This window comes from Phytohabitans houttuyneae (genome assembly GCF_011764425.1).
In the GTDB taxonomy this organism is placed as follows: Bacteria; Actinomycetota; Actinomycetes; order Mycobacteriales; family Micromonosporaceae; genus Phytohabitans; species Phytohabitans houttuyneae.
This window is the reverse complement of sequence record NZ_BLPF01000001.1, coordinates 3,539,008-3,555,396: the sequence shown is the minus strand read 5'-3', so window position 1 is coordinate 3,555,396 and position 16,389 is coordinate 3,539,008. Positions and strand designations below refer to the sequence as shown.

18 protein-coding genes are annotated in these 16,389 nt (G+C 69.4%); 10 read left to right on the top strand and 8 right to left on the bottom strand.

Annotated elements, in window-relative coordinates:
• Nucleotides 1-41: 41 nt before the first annotated feature.
• A complete protein-coding gene (locus Phou_RS51115) occupies nt 42-1,106 on the top strand; it encodes an SbcC/MukB-like Walker B domain-containing protein (RefSeq protein WP_218579031.1) in 1,065 nt (354 codons plus the stop codon).
• A gap of 113 nt (nt 1,107-1,219) precedes the next feature.
• On the top strand, nt 1,220-1,510 hold the full coding sequence (locus Phou_RS55500) for a toprim domain-containing protein (protein WP_173056743.1): 291 nt from the start codon (nt 1,220-1,222) through the stop codon (nt 1,508-1,510).
• On the opposite strand, the gene Phou_RS15850 is transcribed toward Phou_RS55500, so the two are convergent.
• The 5 genes from Phou_RS15850 to Phou_RS15830 all read right to left on the bottom strand — a co-directional run bounded on the left by Phou_RS15850 (nt 1,436) and on the right by Phou_RS15830 (nt 7,369).
• Nucleotides 1,436-2,737: a hypothetical protein gene (locus Phou_RS15850; RefSeq protein ID WP_173056742.1), complete on the bottom strand. Its 1,302-nt coding sequence runs from the start codon at nt 2,735-2,737 to the stop codon at nt 1,436-1,438. The genes Phou_RS55500 and Phou_RS15850 overlap by 75 nt on opposite strands.
• 40 nt (nt 2,738-2,777) lie before the next feature.
• Entirely contained in the window at nt 2,778-5,099 is a 2,322-nt protein-coding gene (locus Phou_RS15845) for a 2OG-Fe(II) oxygenase (RefSeq protein ID WP_173056741.1), read from the bottom strand.
• A 100-nt stretch (nt 5,100-5,199) separates the two neighbouring features.
• Nucleotides 5,200-5,679, bottom strand: coding sequence for a hypothetical protein (locus Phou_RS15840; protein ID WP_173056740.1), 480 nt, complete (start codon nt 5,677-5,679; stop codon nt 5,200-5,202).
• Between the two features lie 118 nt (nt 5,680-5,797).
• The gene (locus Phou_RS15835) at nt 5,798-6,112 is read right to left on the bottom strand and encodes a hypothetical protein (protein ID WP_173056739.1); all 315 of its coding nucleotides are present in this window, start codon (nt 6,110-6,112) and stop codon (nt 5,798-5,800) included.
• A gap of 258 nt (nt 6,113-6,370) precedes the next feature.
• Nucleotides 6,371-7,369, bottom strand: coding sequence for a hypothetical protein (locus Phou_RS15830; protein ID WP_173056738.1), 999 nt, complete (start codon nt 7,367-7,369; stop codon nt 6,371-6,373).
• Nucleotides 7,370-7,536: 167 nt separating this feature from the next.
• Here Phou_RS15830 and Phou_RS15825 point away from each other — a divergent pair, with 167 nt between their 5' ends.
• Nucleotides 7,537-8,160 carry a helix-turn-helix domain-containing protein gene (locus Phou_RS15825; RefSeq protein ID WP_308784454.1) on the top strand — a complete coding sequence of 208 codons (624 nt, stop codon included), beginning with the start codon at nt 7,537-7,539 and terminating at the stop codon, nt 8,158-8,160.
• A gap of 49 nt (nt 8,161-8,209) precedes the next feature.
• Here Phou_RS15825 and Phou_RS15820 read toward each other — a convergent pair whose 3' ends face one another.
• The gene (locus tag Phou_RS15820; protein ID WP_173056736.1) at nt 8,210-8,686 is read right to left on the bottom strand and encodes a UPF0158 family protein; all 477 of its coding nucleotides are present in this window, start codon (nt 8,684-8,686) and stop codon (nt 8,210-8,212) included.
• 90 nt (nt 8,687-8,776) lie between these two features.
• Between Phou_RS15820 and Phou_RS15815 the strand changes: the two genes are divergently transcribed.
• Nucleotides 8,777-9,217 (top strand): macro domain-containing protein, encoded by a 441-nt coding sequence (locus Phou_RS15815; RefSeq protein WP_173056735.1) that lies wholly within the window; start codon nt 8,777-8,779, stop codon nt 9,215-9,217.
• A gap of 197 nt (nt 9,218-9,414) precedes the next feature.
• Here Phou_RS15815 and Phou_RS15810 read toward each other — a convergent pair whose 3' ends face one another.
• Nucleotides 9,415-10,104, bottom strand: a complete 690-nt coding sequence (locus Phou_RS15810) for a CTP synthase C-terminal region-related (seleno)protein (RefSeq protein WP_173056734.1) — start codon at nt 10,102-10,104, stop codon at nt 9,415-9,417.
• 75 nt (nt 10,105-10,179) lie between these two features.
• Here Phou_RS15810 and Phou_RS54445 point away from each other — a divergent pair, with 75 nt between their 5' ends.
• From Phou_RS54445 to Phou_RS15780, 6 genes are all read left to right on the top strand, one after another.
• Nucleotides 10,180-11,043, top strand: coding sequence for a LysR family transcriptional regulator (locus tag Phou_RS54445; protein WP_173056733.1), 864 nt, complete (start codon nt 10,180-10,182; stop codon nt 11,041-11,043).
• A 43-nt stretch (nt 11,044-11,086) separates the two neighbouring features.
• Nucleotides 11,087-11,671, top strand: coding sequence for a cysteine hydrolase family protein (locus Phou_RS15800; protein WP_173056732.1), 585 nt, complete (start codon nt 11,087-11,089; stop codon nt 11,669-11,671).
• Nucleotides 11,668-12,582, top strand: a complete 915-nt coding sequence (locus Phou_RS15795) for a GlxA family transcriptional regulator (protein WP_173056731.1) — start codon at nt 11,668-11,670, stop codon at nt 12,580-12,582. The genes Phou_RS15800 and Phou_RS15795 overlap by 4 nt, the downstream gene beginning before the upstream one ends.
• A gap of 657 nt (nt 12,583-13,239) precedes the next feature.
• On the top strand, nt 13,240-13,449 hold the full coding sequence (locus Phou_RS15790; RefSeq protein ID WP_173056730.1) for a hypothetical protein: 210 nt from the start codon (nt 13,240-13,242) through the stop codon (nt 13,447-13,449).
• A 492-nt stretch (nt 13,450-13,941) separates the two neighbouring features.
• Nucleotides 13,942-15,063, top strand: a complete 1,122-nt coding sequence (locus tag Phou_RS15785; RefSeq protein WP_246273574.1) for a sensor histidine kinase — start codon at nt 13,942-13,944, stop codon at nt 15,061-15,063.
• Nucleotides 15,054-15,698 carry a response regulator transcription factor gene (locus Phou_RS15780; protein WP_173056729.1) on the top strand — a complete coding sequence of 215 codons (645 nt, stop codon included), beginning with the start codon at nt 15,054-15,056 and terminating at the stop codon, nt 15,696-15,698. Before Phou_RS15785 ends, Phou_RS15780 begins: the two co-directional genes overlap by 10 nt.
• On the opposite strand, the gene Phou_RS15775 is transcribed toward Phou_RS15780, so the two are convergent.
• Entirely contained in the window at nt 15,679-16,311 is a 633-nt protein-coding gene (locus Phou_RS15775) for a DedA family protein (protein WP_173056728.1), read from the bottom strand. The genes Phou_RS15780 and Phou_RS15775 overlap by 20 nt on opposite strands.
• Nucleotides 16,312-16,389 lie beyond the last annotated feature (78 nt).

Here is a 16,389-nt window from a genome sequence, read left to right as displayed (position 1 = left end):
TATGGGAAGCGGATGCCACCGACCCGGACGCCGGCGCCGTCGTGACGGCCCTGGCCCGTGGATACCACGAGCTCTCCGCCGAGCGGCAGGACGTGGTGCGGTCGTTCCTGGCACGCAAGATCGACGAGGCCCGCGGGGATGCGGCGGCCGACTGCGCGGCTGACTGGAAGGACCAGCTCGCACAGGCGTTGGACTACCGGGGATGGCTGCGCCTGTCATTGCAGTACCGACCCGGCGGTGGCAGCCCTTGGGCGGTCTTCGACGCTGCCCGGCACGCCGCGAAGTCCGGCGGGGAGAAGGTGGTCCTCCTGTCCCAGCCACTCTTCGCTGCCGCGGTGGTCGCCTATGACGCGGCAAGCCCGCACGCACCGCGCTGGGTCTGGTTGGACGAGGCGATGACCGGTGTCGACGCGGCGGTCAAGGCATCGTTCATGGGCCTGACTGTCGATTTCGCGCTCGACGTCATGCTGACCGCGCACGACGAATGGTGCAACTACGTGACGGTGCCAGCCGTCGCCGTGTACGACCTGGCCCGCCAGGTGCATGTGCCAGGTGTCGACGCCATGCCCTACCTGTGGAGTGGTGGCAACCTGACGGCGGTGGAGATGGGTCAACTGGGCGTAACATCCGGCAACCTACGCACCCTGATCGAGCAGGTATCCCACGTGTGGCGCAGGCTTCCCGAGCCGGCGCAACCCCGCGTACGACTGGCACAACTGGCCGCAACCACGTGGCAGGACGCACACGCTCTCGACTATCGCGAGGAACTCGGCCGGGCCGTGTCCCGCCTAATCGCCGTGACGCACAGGCTGCCACGCCCGCTCAGCGCCGGTCGAGACTGGCGGCGGGCCTGGGCGGCCGTGGGTGTGCTTGTGACGCGGTGTCGTCCCGCGTGCTCGTCGTCAATCTCCCGCTACTCGGGCCGGGGCCGGCGGCGCGCTGGAGCGCCGCCGCACCGGGCGAACCGCTTTGGCTGTCCCTCCGTTCGATCTCCACCAATTGGTCAACATCGACCAAGGTCACCGTCTTCGTCTGTGAAAACCCCACCGTCCTCGAGCAGCGGCCGACGAGCTCGGCCCTCGCTGTCCACCAGTCGTCTGCACTGACGGCATCCCCTCGATCGCCGCTCTTGACCTGATAGCCGGGCTCGCCGCGAACGGATGCCCGATCACAGTGCGAGCTGACATCGACGAGGCCGGGGTTCGTCGCTGTCGAGCAAGTGCGATCCGTCGCGCCCGCCGCCAGGCCCTGGCGCTACGACACCGCCACCTACGCGAGCTACCTCGGCCTCACCGGCGTCGCCGACGCGGATGGCGAGCAGGGTCAGTTTCGGCAGCTGCGCCAACTCTATGCACAGCACCAAATTCCACTACACGAGGAGACACTGCTCGACCAACTCATCAGCGACCTGGCCAAAAGCGGGTCGGTAACGCCTCTATTCCGTCACTCGTGCCATGGGGTTCGGTCGGCCGTGGTCGTCGAGGATCCCGGGGAACTGAAGCTCGCCTGAGGCGTATGCGAGGCAGCGTTCGGTCAGTTCCGCTGCCATCGCGGTGTGTTCGGCCAGGAAGCGGATCCATTCGGGCAGCACGGCGACGAGTTCGGCGGCGAATTCGTCTTTGTAGAAGTCGCGCAGGTGGAGCACCGCCACCGCGACCTTGTGCGGCGAACAGAACGGATACAGCGTGGGGTGATCGCCCGGGGACCAGGAGTCGGCCAGCTCCGCGGCGAGGTCGTCAGCGCCGGCCGGGCCCTCGTCCGAGCCGTCGTGGTGGCCGAGCTGGCGTAGCCGCTGGGCGAAACCTTCCCTGGCCTCGTCGGCGGTCAGCCGTACGGAAGGCTGCCCGCGTGTCTTGCCGACCGCGTCCCGGACGGTGCGGCCGAGCCGGCGGCTACGCAGGAACTCCGCGTACTGCTCCTGGTCCTCCCCGCCGACCCGGAGGCCTTCGACATCGCCGCGTAGAAGAAGGGCGCCGAGCGTTTCCGCGTTGTCCACCACGGTCAAGGCCGCCGCGCCGGCTGCGGCGTGGCCGACCGACTCGCGCCAAGCCGTCACCGCGGACTCGACCGTCGGGTGGAACCCGCTGTGCATGGTGACGATCTCGTAGCCGCAGGTGTCCACGTCCCACAGGTACCACCGGTCCGGGCCGGCTACCGAGCTGAACGGTGCGACCACCGCCCAACGCGTGCCGTAGACGTCATGGGCCCACAGCACCGGCCCGGTCACGGCCCGCCCGCGTCCGGCCTGTCTGGCGGCATGGGTGCCGAGGTGCTTGGCGACCAGTGCGCGGGTGGACTCGCTCAGCGGTGACGGCAGCACACCAGCGAGAACCGTCAGCAGCCGGCGGAGAACAGCCACATCGGTGCCTGCCTCGGCCGACTGGTGGAGCCGCTGGTCGATCGCTGTCAGCAGCGCGCGGACGAGGTCGTCCGGGTTGACCACGTCCTCCACCGCGCCGGCGTCGTACTGGGCCATCGCCGCGCCGTAGCGGAGGCACACATGGTCTTCGAGGTCGTCGTCCGACCATCCTGGAGCAGCCGCGACCAGGGCCTCGATCATCGCCCGGGCTTCGGTCCCGGCCAGCACGGCGCGGTGCTCGCCGAGCTGGCTACGGTACGCGAACAGCTCGCTGAGGGCATCGGCTTGCGAAGCCCTGATCTGCGGAGGACCTGCTGGCTGACGCTGGGACCGGCGGCCGGACTGGGACTTCTTCTTCCGCTTACGAGACACGGGCACCGCGGCATCCTAGCCAGGCGGCCACTGCTTCGCTTACTGGTCACCGCATGTTGAAGGTCCGGCCGAGCCAGGCAAGATCCGTCTGGTCGCGTCGGCGTGCCTCCCGCTCGCGTGCGAAGAGCGCCTCCGTCTTGGTCAGGACCAGGGTGTAGGGCCGCCCGCTGCGTCGGGTTTGGTGGTGCACCGGCAGTTCCGCCTGGTCGATCCTGCTGTGGACGTGCCGGCGCCGTTGTTCTGCCAGCGGCCACTCGAACGAGCGCCGTGCCGTGTCGGCAAGGAACGCGTCCAGGGTCTGGCACAGTTCGCAGTGGCATCCCTCCGGCAACTCGATTGACCAGTCGTCGGCGGACCTGGTTGGCCGGGCCAGCCGAGTCGCAAGCCGCACGGTGCAGTGGCGGGAAACGATGTCGAGTCCCGCCTCGCGGTGGGTATCGCGCCTGCTCTTGTGGGCGGCGCGCAGCGCGGACATCGCGCACACGACCAGATCGTCATTGCTTCTGCACAGGAAGGCGACTATCTCGTCGCGCAGCTCTCTTGCCGCGAGGGTCGTCGTACTCGCCAGCAGACCGGCTACGGCTGGCCCGAGTTCGCCCAGCGCCGTGTGCCGGTGGCTTGGGGTAGGGAACCGCGACAGCTCGGCCATCGCATCCCGCAGCGGGGTCCAAGCCGCGGCGGACAGCAGCCCGCCCACCATCACGCCGACCTGGGGCGCGGCGCGCAAGGCTTCGCAGATCGCCGGCAGCGACGCCAGCCAGCTCGCCCGCTGTGTCTGCCATGACATGTGTGCCGGTCGATCTCGGCCGAACCAGCCCCCGACCATCTCGCGGGTCCAGGATTCGCCGTAGTGCGCCGCGAGTTGGGCCAGTGATGCCGCATGGGTGTGGCCCAGCATCTCGATCTGGAACGGGGCGAGCAGCATGGCCGCGATGCCCGGCTCGTCCAAGCCCTGGGCGACCGTGAGCGCCTTACCCAGCAGGTGTTGGCCGTTTACCCCCGCGGCTACGCTCCAGAAGGAGCCGAGCGTGGTGGCCGCGTCTCGGGCCCCGGCCACGTCACCGACCTGGACCAGATCGGCGAGCCGGTCCAGGGCCCAGCCGGGTGAGGCCTGAGCGCGGATCGCGTAGGACCACCGGCGTGGCCACACCACGATCGCTGCTCTGCGGTACCAGCGGTCCAGAGTGTTGCCGTAGTTGCCCATGTAGCCCTCGTACGACGAGTCGTGTGGCGACAGGTCCGCCGTGGGGGTGGTCGCGCACACCTCGTCGTCGAAAACGGTCAACGAGGTAGGCGTAGCCTCACCCGACTCGTCCAGCCAGCAGTCGAGGCTGGTCGTCGATTCGATGAGTTCCTGCAGTTCGTAGCCGTCCTCCCCGGACCCGTCCTCCTCGTCGTCTTCCTGGTCGTCGTCCCAGTGGGCGCGCCGCCCGCCATACCCCCACGGCTCGGCGTCCTCGGTGCTCCAGGTCTCGTGTACCTCCGCCAGGGCCAGGGCGACCTCGCAGTCGGCCTCGTGGGCCGCGGCCCGTACCAGTGCGGCGCGGCTGGCGTCATCTCCCTTGAGGCGGGCCCAGCTCAGCGCACGTTGGGTGTACTCGTGGTCGAGTAGGTAGACCAGGCGCCTGGGTTCGTCGGAATCACCGAAGTGGTCGTTGAGGCAGCCGGCCAGTTCGGTGGCCCGGTCCGGGTCTGCCCGGCCCGCCGACGCGACGACCGTGTCGCCCTTGAGTAGCAGGTTATAGGTCAGCACGACCCGGTAGCCCGACGTGACCGGCCGGACGTGGTGGCGGCAGTCCGCGTAGAAGGCCACGAACGACAGCGATTCCTTCGAGGACCGGTAGGTCGCGGTCTGGCCGGCGTGTTCGACCACGAGCACGCCGCCCGTGGACACGGACGGAAGCGTGACCACCATGGTTCCGATCATGGTGTCGGCCTTTTCCGAATCCTGGTGCGGGGCGAAGAACTGGCCCGGTGCGTAAACCAGCATCGAGTGAAACTCCGCTATCAGCTCGCATCCCTCCGGCAGGCCGAGATCGGCGCGCAGACGGTCGAGGACAGGCCGCAACGTGGCGTTCCACCGCCGCTTGTCGATCTTTAGGCGGCTCTTCGGGATCTCCCACGTGTCGCGGACCCGCGCGTCCAGCAGCGTCTGCTTGCCCTGGCCGAACCGGGCTGGCCGACCTATCAGGCACAGCTCTTTCGCCTGTCGGACCGGGACGGGCAGGGCGATCGTGCCGACGCTGCTGACCTCCAGCCGCAGGTCGTTGGGGCGGGCGGTGCGCCGGGCACTGAACGAGCCCGTAGCCGCGGCCTCACCCAGAAGATTCGCGAACCGGTCACACGGGGAGGACTGGGGCGAAGGCATGGCAAGACTGTAGTCACCCCCGCCGAGCGGGCAGCGTGCCCTGACCTAGCGACTTCCGCCGACCCACGTCGGAGAACCGCCTGCTGTTAGTTGTCGGGCTTCAGCGCGGCGGATGGAGGGTGTAAGCGGCCAGTTCACCGGTAGCCAGGGTGCAGGTGCCGGTGATCGGACCGCTGTCGCCGGGCTGGCGGTCGTGGGCCAGGACGGCAGCGATGGCTACGGTGAGCCGCTGAGCGGCGGTGTGGTCGAGGTCGGCCGTGCCGTGCGGTCCGGTGGTCAGCCATACCGGAGTGAGATCGGCGTCGACGGGCCAGCCGAATCGGGCTGCTTTGGCCACGAACTCCCGCGGCGCTTTGGCCGGTGAGTCGAGGTAGAACAGGATGCATCCAGCCGGCACCGGGGTCGGCGCGCCCGGCCGCCGGCCAGCCAACCCCGTCCGGCGCGCCCCGCCCGGATATAGGACCAGGCCGTGCTGGACACCCTCGGCGCCGATCACGATCGTGACGTACCGGGCGGAGGTGGCGTCGACGCGGACTACCAGGTCGAGGTGGTCCTGGTCGGTCCAGCGCCGCCACGGCATCGTGGCCCGACCAGAAGGGCTTCGTCGGCGGCACCAACGACTCGACGGCCGGGCTGACCCACCTCGGCGCCAGTGAGTACGACGCGCGCCTCGGGCCGGTTCATCAGCGTCGACCCGGTCATCGACCGGAGCGCCCGCAGCTGCTCAACGGGTACTCGTACGACAACAACAGTCCGGCGACGTTCAGCGACCCGTCCGGGCTCGACCTCTGCGGCGACTCGGACTGCATGACGAGGTACCGGCCGCCGGCGTCCAGCTCCGGCAACGGCTCGCCGCCGGCCACCCAGCAGAAGAAGCGCACCGGAATACAGTTCCTCCACGCGGAGAACGGGTTCTGGATGGAGAACGGGCGGCGGATCAGCACGACGGTCCTGATCGTGTACACCGACGACGACACCTTCCACGGCAACAAATCCTGCGCGAAGGCGGGCATCGCGGCGCCCTGCCTGCCGGCACCGCAGAAGCCGCAGCCGCGTGGGGGAACACCTTCTCCTCGAACCCGTCGACCGGAGCTGGACTGGACGCCTCGATTCGCGGCGGTCCCATGTTCTCCAACGCCCAGTACCTCGAGCAGCTCGGCGGCACCGATCAGTTCGTGTCGGCCGGTGGCGGTTGGGTCGGCTACGGCGAGGTCGAGTTCGCCAGATCGATCGAGGGAGACGGCATACCCACCGGCGTGTACTCCATCTCCTCATCGATTGGCGGTGGGGCTGGTGGGCACGTCACCGTGGGGATCTCCCAAGCCGGGGCGCACCGGTGGGGCAGCTACTGAAGTCGTGCGGCCACCAACTGCGACTGCGCGCTGCCGCCTCGTCATGGCGGGCGGCAGCGCTCCTAGTAGCAGGCAGCCGAGGGCACCGACGTACAAGACGCTGCCGATCGTGATGAGGTGCAACCTGCGAGGCGGAACTCCGTCCTTGACGAGTATCCCGTCGCGGCTCGCCACGACAGCCCAGGCGTCAGCGGGTGTCAGCCAGGCGATGCCGTAGAGGATGAACATGGTGATCAGGCCGGCGACGCATGGCCAGTACTGTCTCACCGGGCGCGTCGGGCCATACTTCCCGGCCAATAGCAAGGTCGCCCCGGCGAGCGCCGTGGCCACGATGACCCCGACGAGGAGCGGGAGCCAGGTGGCGGAGCGGTAGTGCGCACCCAGCAGCGGGCTGCACAGGTGGTGCTCGGCGTTGACGATCGTGAGATAGACGAGGGTGGCCCCGACGATCCACACCGCGTGGGCGATGCCCGCGGCGGCACGTTGGACGTCGAGGTCGTTGTCGACGAAGCCGTGTACGGCCCAGGCCAAGGCGACAAACGTGCCAAGGGCGCTGATGGCGAACATCGCGGCGGTCGGGATCGCCATGACGGCGGCCCTCCCCGGCGTGGACTCGCCGGGAACGAGGGCGAAGAGCGTTCCGGCCGCCGACATCGTCGCCAGGCTCGGCAGCAGCGCCATCAGGGATGGTTTGCGGACGCCGCTCGATGACCTGCTCGCGGTGAGGACGATAGCCATCACGGTGAACAAGATGGATGCGGTCACACCCGTCATGCCCGCGACCGAGCCGGATGCGTCCAAGATGCTCCATCCCGACTGCGGGCAGGACTGTCCCAAATTGATCACGGTTTCCTTTCCGATAACGATCGTCTTGTTATTTGCGGAGACGCATGGGGCAGCGTGAAACGGCGAGCTCATGTCACAATGTCGCTCGTGCCGGAGAGTGGCCAGTGTTGAATCCGAGCGCCGCACCGAGCGTGCATGCCCGGGTTCGCAGAGCGCAAGAGTGACCGGCGGGCTGGGACGTCCCAGGGATATCCCAACCCTCTGACCAGCAGAAACATGAGCCGGGCGAGCTTAAGGAAATGATCGCAAATATGGCCGCAGGGCAGCCACGGCCGACCGAAGTCGGCAGCTTCACCGCACGTCTGCAAGAAATGAAGAATCGTTCAAGAATGTCGTTCGAGGCACTCGCAAAGAAGTGCCACACGTCAAGGTCCGCGCTCAACCGCTACGTGCGGGGAGAGAAGCGGATGCCGGACGACGTGCTGAAAGCCATGTGTGACGTCCTGGGCGCGCCACAAGAGGAGTTCGAAGAGCTCCGGCGGTTGAGAGACGAGCCGCCCGGGGATCGCGAAGCGGTGCGAAGACCGAGCCGCCGCCGCATCCAAGCCCTCGTCGCCGCACTTGTCCTCATCGTGGCGGTGGCTACCGTCGTCAAAGTCACCCAGCGTGGCTGTGCGGAAGCCGGCGTGTACAAGGCGACGTTGACCGGCAACGTCGTCAACGACAGGATGAAGGACTCCGGCGACATATCCGCTGGCGAGCTTTTCACGGTCATCACGTCCCCCGAGCACCCGCACACCGACACCCGCTACTACGGGACGGTCCAGGGTCGAAACGTCTCCGGCTACGTCCTCAAGGAGAAGCTGAGCCCTCAACGACACCGCATGTGTCTGATGGCCCGTGATCGTGGTGCTTATTCCTAAACCGTGTGTCGCAAGTTCGAATCTTGCCGGGGGCACGCTCCTGCCGTGGTCAGGGGAGGTCGGGCGTGGGGTGGTCGGCTCGGTAGCGGTCTGCCTCTTCCTGGGTTACCAGGTTGTGGTCGGCTAGCCACTGGACGGCCCGTTGTCGGGCTCGGGCATCCCGGAAGGCGTTCCACACCGAGACTAGGTCGGGGTACTCGCGGTGTAGTTCGTCCCTGAAGCGGCGGAACGAGCCCCTCCCGTTGATGGCTCGTTCCAGGCGGCGCTGGGCTTGGTCGTCGCTAATGCCGCGGGCGAAGTCGGCCATGTCCCTGTACCACACGCGCGACGGTAGGGGATCGACGGCTATCAGGGCTTCGTCTAGCTCGTCCAAGTCGATTGGGTTTTGGCCGTCGATGCCGCAGTCGGTGGTCCAGTAGACGATCTCGCCGGTGCGGCTGTCTACCAGCCAGCGGCGGTCGTAGCTGTCCTGGTCTGCCAGCGCCGCCGCCAGCTCCTCCAGATCGAAGCTGCTCAGGTCGAGCATGGCCGGAGCCGTCCCTTCAGTCGCCCGGATGCGTCGGTGCCTGCCACCGTAGTGCGGCGGGGATTGGCGGGGGCGGGCAGACTCAGGGGCATGACGTTCACGATGGTGACGGGCGATCTCTTTCAGCTGGGTCTGCCTGCTGTCGGGCACGGGTGCAACTGTGCGGGCGCCATGGGGGCGGGCATCGCCGTGGAGTTTCGGCGGCGGTTTCCGGACATGTATGAGGAGTACCGCGAGCTGTGCCAGAACGGTGACTTCCAGCTCGGCGACATCTTCGTCTGGGAGGCGCCCGACGTGGTGGTCTACAACCTCGCCACACAGCCGATTCCGCGGCCGTCGGCCACTCTTGAGGCGATCGACACGAGCATCCGGGCGGCGTTGTCCGACGCGGCGAGTCGTGGGCTGCCGCGGCTTGGAGTGCCACGGATCGGGGCTGGACTGGGTGGGCTCAAGTGGATCGACGTCGCCGAAGTGCTGGCCAACGCGGGCGAGGAGAGCCCGGTCGAGCTCGTCGCCGTCTCACTGCCCTGACGAAAGCCGCGGCCTACGACGAAAGCGGCCTACGACGAAAGCGGCCTACGACGAAAGCACGGCCACGACGAAAGCGCGCCGACAACGAAAGCGGCCGACGACGAGAGCGCGGTCAGGACGAAGGCGCGGCCAAGACGAGAGCACGGCCAGGACCAGAGCACGGCCACGACCAGAGCACGGCCACCACCAAAGCACGGTCAGGACGAAGGCGAGCCCGCCGCGGTCACCGCGAAACTGCGGACCAACGGGTGAGGATCGGGCGCCAGCTCGGGCTGAAACAGCGTTGCCAGGAAGAACGGGTGCCCGGGCAGCTCGGCCACCCGCACATCACCGTCATCGTCCCAGCCGGTAAAGCGCATCCCGGCCTCCACCAGGGCCTCCGCCCGCGAAGGGTCCAGGCCGTACGCGCAGAAGTACCGCTCCACCGTCTTCGTCGTGCCCAGTGCGCGGCCGGCCAGCGAGTCGGGCTCGACCCTCACCACGGCCTCGTGGCCAGCCAGCGAACACGCCAGCGGCACGATCAGCTGGTCACTCGAAGACGGCGTGTTTTCGGCGTGCTGGGCGGTGGTCATGCCGCACACGTCGCGGGCGTACTCCAGCAGTGCGTGCTGGAAGCCGCCGCAGGTGCCTAGGAACGGGATGCCGCGTTCGCGGGCAACGCGCACCGCCGTCAGGGCGCCCTCCTCGCTGCGGTAGGGGCTGCCGGGCAGCAGCCACACGCCGTCGAAGCCGGCGATCGTCTCTTCGTCCAGCTCGTCGGTGGGGATCCAGTAGGCGTCGAGGTCGAGGTGGTCGCGGGCGCGCAGCGCCGCGAGCAGCGGGGGGATGCGGGCGTGCGAGCGGACGTTTGGCGAGCGGTCGCCGACAAGTGCCAGGCGGGTGGTCATTCCGCCATCTTGGTGGGGGGACACCGTTAAGCGCCAACGATGATCCCTGCTACTTCGATAAGCGATACTGATGGGGTGGATCCGCACCTGCTCCGGACGTTCGTGGTCGTGGCGGAGCGTGCGTCGTTTTCGGCGGCGGCGCGCGAGCTGGGATACACGCAGTCGGCGGTGTCGCAGCAGATCGCCGCGCTCGAAGACGACCTCGGCGTGCCGCTGCTGCACCGGCGGCCGGTCGCGCCGACCGAGGCGGGCGCGCGGCTGCTCGAGCACGCCGCCGCGCTGCTGCTGCGGCTGGATGCGGCGCGTGCTGACGTTCGCCGTGCTGCGAGGGAGCCGGGCGGGGTGCTGCGGGTGGGGGCTTCGGCGCTGTCGGCGTACCGCGTGGGGGTGGCTCTTTCGGTGGTGCGGAGGGCGCGGCCCGGTCTGGAGCTCGTGTTGCGCGTGGCCGGGCGGGACGGGGTGGTGGCCGGCGTCGCGGGCGGTGACCTCGACGTGGGCCTTGTCGACGGGGTAGCTGCGCCTTCCGATCCGCTGCGGCTGGGAGATGTGGCGCCGCTGACGACCGTGGCGGTGGCGGAGCAGCCGTGCGTGGTGCTGCTGCCGGCAGGGCATCCGCTGGCGCGGCGGTCGGGGCTGCGGCTGGACGACCTCGTCGACGCGCGGTGGATCGACGCGCCGGAGGTGGCCGCTCCGCTCGCCGACCTGCGCGCGGCGGTGGGCAGTGATGGGCTGCGGGGCAGCGTGCGGTACGAGGGTGCCGACGTGCGGACCCTGCTCGCGCTGGTCGCCGCCGGGCACGGGCTCGCGATCGTGCCGAGCGGCGCGGCCGACGGTGTGCCGCTGGCCGGTCCGCGGCTGGTGTTTCGCACCGAGTTGGTGCACGGGCACCTCGCCGGCGCGGCGGCGGACCTGGCTGGATCGGTCCGCATCGGGGCATGATGGTGCCTTCTGGCGGGGCCTGTAGCGGGGCCAGGATCGGAGTATGAAGAGCGCTCTCATCGTGATCGACGTTCAGGAATCGTTCCGCCAGCGGACAAACTGGGCGGCCACCAGCCGCCCGGACATCGCTGACCAGGTCGACCGCCTAGTGTCGGCCGCGCGTGACCGCGGTGAGATGGTGGTGTGGGTGCTGCACAGCGAGCCGGACACCGGTGACGTGTTCGACCCGGCGCTCGGCTTCGTGCGCCTGATGGACGGGCTCAAGCCCGAGGCGGGCGAGCCGACGCTGACCAAGACGTCGCACAACGCGTTCACCACGACGAACCTCCAGCAGCTGCTCACCGCCGCCGGGGTCGGCGCCGTGACAATCTGCGGCATCCGCACCGAGCAGTGCTGCGAGACGACGGCACGGGTGGCGTCCGACTTCGGGTACGAGGTGACGTTCGTGATCGACGCCACCGCGACGACCCCGATCGAGCACTGGAACGCGCCGGCCGGGCGTTCCCTCGCGGAGATCCTGGCCGACCCGATGACCCTCGGCGTGGAGGAGATCGTCGAGCGCACCGAGTACGCGCTCGCCGGCCGCTTCGCGACGATCAAGAGAGTGGACGAGCTGATCGCATCGTGACCCATGTCGCCTTCCTGCTCGTCCCCGACGTGCACCTGCTCGACCTCGCCGGACCGGCGCAGGTCTTCCACACCGCGGCCGACGACCTCGGGCTCGACTACCGCATCTCCTACGTGGCCGAGCGGGACGAGGTGCCCAGCGCGCAGGGGGTACCGCTGCGGGCGAGCGTGGAATGGCCCAAACTGGGCACCGACGACCTGATCGTGGTGCCCGGGTGGCGCGGCATGGCCAGCCAAGGCACCGGGCAGCTGGAGGCGGCAACGCTGGAGCGGCTCGTCGCCCACCACCGCGCGGGCGGCACGGTCGCCAGCGTGTGCGCCGGCGCCGACGCGCTGGGTCGCGTGGGGCTGCTCAACGGCCGCCGCTGCACCACCCACCACCAGCTGCAGGACGAACTGGCCCGCCGCTACCCGAAGGCGGCGGTGGTGCGCGACGTTCTCTACGTGGTGGACGACCGCGTGGTCACCTCCGCCGGCATCGCCAGCGGCATCGACCTCGCGCTCCACCTCATCGCGGTGCGGCACGGCCCGGGGGTGTCGGCGCGCGTGGCCCGCGAGATGGTCGTCTACGCGCGGCGCAACGGCGACGAGCAGCAGTCCAGCGCCATGCTCCGCCACCGCGCCCACCTCAGCGAGGTCGTACACCGCGTGCAAGACCTCATCGACGCCCGCTACGCCGACCGCCTCTCGCTCGCCGACCTGGCCTTCGCGTCGGGGGTGAGCGAGCGCACGCTCACCCGCGTGTTCGGGCGGGCGACCGGCACCACCCCGCTGCGCTACCAGCAGATGCTGCGGGTCGAGCGGGCCGAGCACCTGATCGGCCACGGCTCGACGGTGGAGTCGGCGGCCCGCGCGGTCGGCTTCCAGGACGCCCGCATGCTGCGCCGGCTCCGCGCGCGGGAAACGCCCTGACCAACCCGAAAGATTTGAGCTACCGCGGCGTCCGTCGTGGTCCGGACCGTTGCTCCCGCGGCCTCGCCCTCCGCGTTGGGTCGCGGCCATTTCAAACTGCCAACGGCAGGCCCGCGGGTGTGTGCGTTGTGGGAGCGGATCGAGCTGTCGTGGCCGGTCAAGCCGCGTCGGTTTCGTAGCCCGGGCGACCGCTGCGGACCGGCACGTGTCCAGGGTGGTAATCGACTCCTCCCACCTATGCGCGGCTCGTCGTGGCCCAAAGGGGACCGAGCCCGGTCCGACCGTGCCAGACCGGGTGCCAAGCACAACGTGCTGACCGATCGCGTGGGCATCCCTTTGTCTGCCTGCTTGCGCTGCGGCAACCGCGACGACGTCACCCAGCTTGAGCCGTTTGTCGAAGTGACCCGGCTGTCCGCCGGCCGGGGCTCCGAGTAGCTGTGCGGCGGCCGCGGTGACGGCACGACAAATACCGAAACAGTCTGTGCCGCAAAGGAGCCGACCCGGGATCCGCCGTATGAGCTCACGGATGTTGAGTGGGAACTGTTGTCGCGGTGCCTGCCGTCGGCGGTGATGGGCGGCCGGCCGCGAAGCGATGATCGGCGGGCTAAACGGCATCGTGTGGAGAGGTGCGTTCCCGCGCGGTTTCGGCGGTGGGTGTTGGATGGGGCGTTCGCGCGGTTGCTGGCCGGAGCGCACGCCGGCGCGGACGCGGTGGGGGACGTCCAGCGTCCGATGTCGCTGGACTCGACGATCGTGGGGGCGCATCAGCACGCCGCCGGTGGCGGTGAAGGGGGCGGCGAGAACCCGGCGAACCGAACACTGGGCCGGAACTGGCTCATGCCGTCGGACGATTTCAGGGTGGACTGATTGCGAAGATCCACCTGGTCTGCGACGGCGCCGGACGGACCTTGGGGCTCGTGCGGACCGGCGGCAACGTCAATGACTGCACCCGGTTCACGCGAGTGCTGACTACGATCTGGGTGGCCCGGGGCGGACCTGGCCGCGCCCGCACCTGGCCTGAGCGTGTCGTCGCCCGAATGTGTCGAACCGCAGGACGGCCGGCGCTGCTGCGGAGGGCCACCAGCCTTTCGATCCCGACAGCTACCGGCACCGTAACGGCGTCGAACGTTGCTTCAACCGGCTCGAACAACGCCGATCCGTGGCCAGCCGCTACGGCACCATTCGCTTGGTCGGTATGTACGAGCGTGACCAGCCGCGGAGGGTGAGGCCGCGGGAGCAACGGTCCGGACCACGACGGACGTCGCGGTAGCTCGATGTCTGGGTCTGGGTCTTTGCGAGATCGCGTGGGCAAACCCCCAGGCCGCACCCTGTGGAAAGCCGCACCGCTAGCCTCGCGATGTGGGCGTGGTCGGGACGTGGGTGCGGGTGGGCGTCGGCGTGCTGCTCGGCGCCGTCACCGGGCTCGTCGAGCTCGTCTACCTGATCTGGGCCGGCATCATCCTCATCCCCGCGTGGCCGCAGCCGCGCACGCGCCGGGCGGCCGTGCAGCGGATCCAGGCCGGCGCCCGCAACCTCGCGGAGGTGGAGCGGTGGCGGCTGGCCGCGTTCCTGCGTGCGGAGAACGCCAGCGACTACACCGGCGCCCGCGCGGTCGAGTACCTGCTGCTGCGGTGGGCGGTCGGCCTGCTGGGTGGGCTTGTGCTGCTGCTGTTCCTCTACGGCGCGGCGGTGGGCGTGATCTGGACGTTCGAAGCGTTCACCGGGCAGAGCACGCTGCTGCTTATCGTGTCCCAGGTGCTGCTCAGCGCGGTGCTGCTGTTCCTGATCGTCCAGGGTTTCATCGGGATCGCGGCGGTTGAGCGGCGCCTGGCGCGGCACTTCCTCGGTCCGAGCACGCGTGAGGTGCTGGAGCGGCGGATCACCGAGCTTTCCACAAGCCGCGCGGGGGTGGTCGCGGCCGTCGATGCCGAACGCCGCCGTATCGAGCGGGACATCCACGACGGGGTGCAGCAGCGGCTTGTCGCGCTCGGCATGTTGCTGGGGCGCGCCCGCCGCGCGCCGGACAACAGCGAGCTGATCGCCCAGGCGCACGAGGAGACGCAGCACATCCTGGACGAACTGCGGGATGTGGCGTGGCGGGCGTACCCGGCGGCGCTGGACAACCTCGGCCTCCACGAGGCGCTGCTGCGCGTCGCCGAGCGGGCCGGCATCCGGGTGCGGCTCCGCTATGAGCTGGCTGAGCGGCCGCCTAGCGCGGTCGAAACCGCCGCGTACTTCGTGGTCTCCGAGGCGGTCACCAACGCGGCCAAGCACGCCTACGCGCAGGAGGTCACGGTGGATGTCACGCAAGCCGACCGGCTCGTCGTGCGGGTGCGTGACGATGGCGTGGGCGGCGCCGATCCTGGCGGGAGTGGGCTGTCCGGCCTCGCGCGGCGGGTGGCGGCGGTGGATGGGGAGTTTACAGTGGACAGTCCGGTGGGCGGGCCGACCGTGATCGTGGCGGAGTTGCCGTGCGTGTGACGCTGGCTGAGGATTCCACGCTGCTGCGTGAGGGCCTCGTGCGCCTGCTCGCCGAGGAGGGGCACGAGGTGGTGGCCGCGGTGGGCGACGGTGACGCGCTCCTCGCGGCGGTGGCCGCTGAGCAGCCTGATGTGGTGGTGGTCGACGTGCGCATGCCGCCCACCCACACCGACGAGGGCCTGCGCGCCGCACTGCGGATCCGCGAGCGGTGGCCGGGGGTGGGGGTGCTGGTGCTGTCGCAGTACGTGGAGAAGCGCTACGCCGTCGACCTGCTCACCGGCCACCCCGAGGGAGTCGGCTACCTGCTCAAGGACCGCGTGGCCCAGGTGGGCGAGTTTCTGGACGCGCTGGTGCGGGTGGGTGGCGGCGGCGCCGCGTTCGACCCGGAGGTGGTGCGGCAGCTGCTGGCCCGCACGACGCACGCCGACCCGATCAGCCGCCTCACCGAGCGGGAACGCACCGTGCTCGACCACATGGCACAGGGCCACACCAACGCCACGATCGCCGGCCAGCTGCACATCTCGCAGAGCGCGGTCGAGAAGCACGTGAACGCGATCTTCGACAAGCTGGACCTGTCGCACGTCACCGGGTACAGCCGGCGGGTGCTGGCGGTACTCAGGTATCTCGGCTCCTGATCTTGCGAAGGCGGCCGGTGACGAACCATCCCACCGCGACCACGACGGCGGCGAGTACCACCCACTGCAGCCAGCCGGCGTACGTCTCGACCGTGTGCCAGTTTTCGCCGAGCAGGTAGCCGGCGAGGATGAAGACGGTGTTCCAGACGGCGCTGCCCAGCGTGGTGAACAGCGCGAACGCGGCAAGCGGCATCCGCTCCACCCCCGCCGGGATGGAGACGAAGCTTCGGACCACCGGCACCATCCGCCCGAAAAACACCGCCTTGTAGCCGTGCCGCCCAAACCACTCCTCGCTGCGATCGACGTCCGCAACCTCTACCAACGGGACGCGGGCCGCCATCGCACGCATGCGGTCACGGCCGAGCAGCGCGCCGAGTGCGTAGAGCACGAGCGCGCCGGCGAGCGAGCCTGCAGTGGTCCACACGATCGCGGCCCAAAGGCTGATCTCGCCCTGGCTCGCGGTGAAGCCGGCCAGCGGCAGGATCAGCTCGCTGGGCAGCGGCGGGAAGAGGTTTTCCAGCGCGACGGCGAGACCCGCGCCAGGCGCGCCGAGGGTCTCCATCAGTCCGGTGGCAAAGCCGGCGACGCCGCCGGGCTCGTTCTGCTCGATCATCGTCGGTTATTAGTAACCGCGCGGTGGCCGTTTATGCATGGTTTAGCCTTCTTTCGGCGGCCGCCGAAGTGTGCTGCG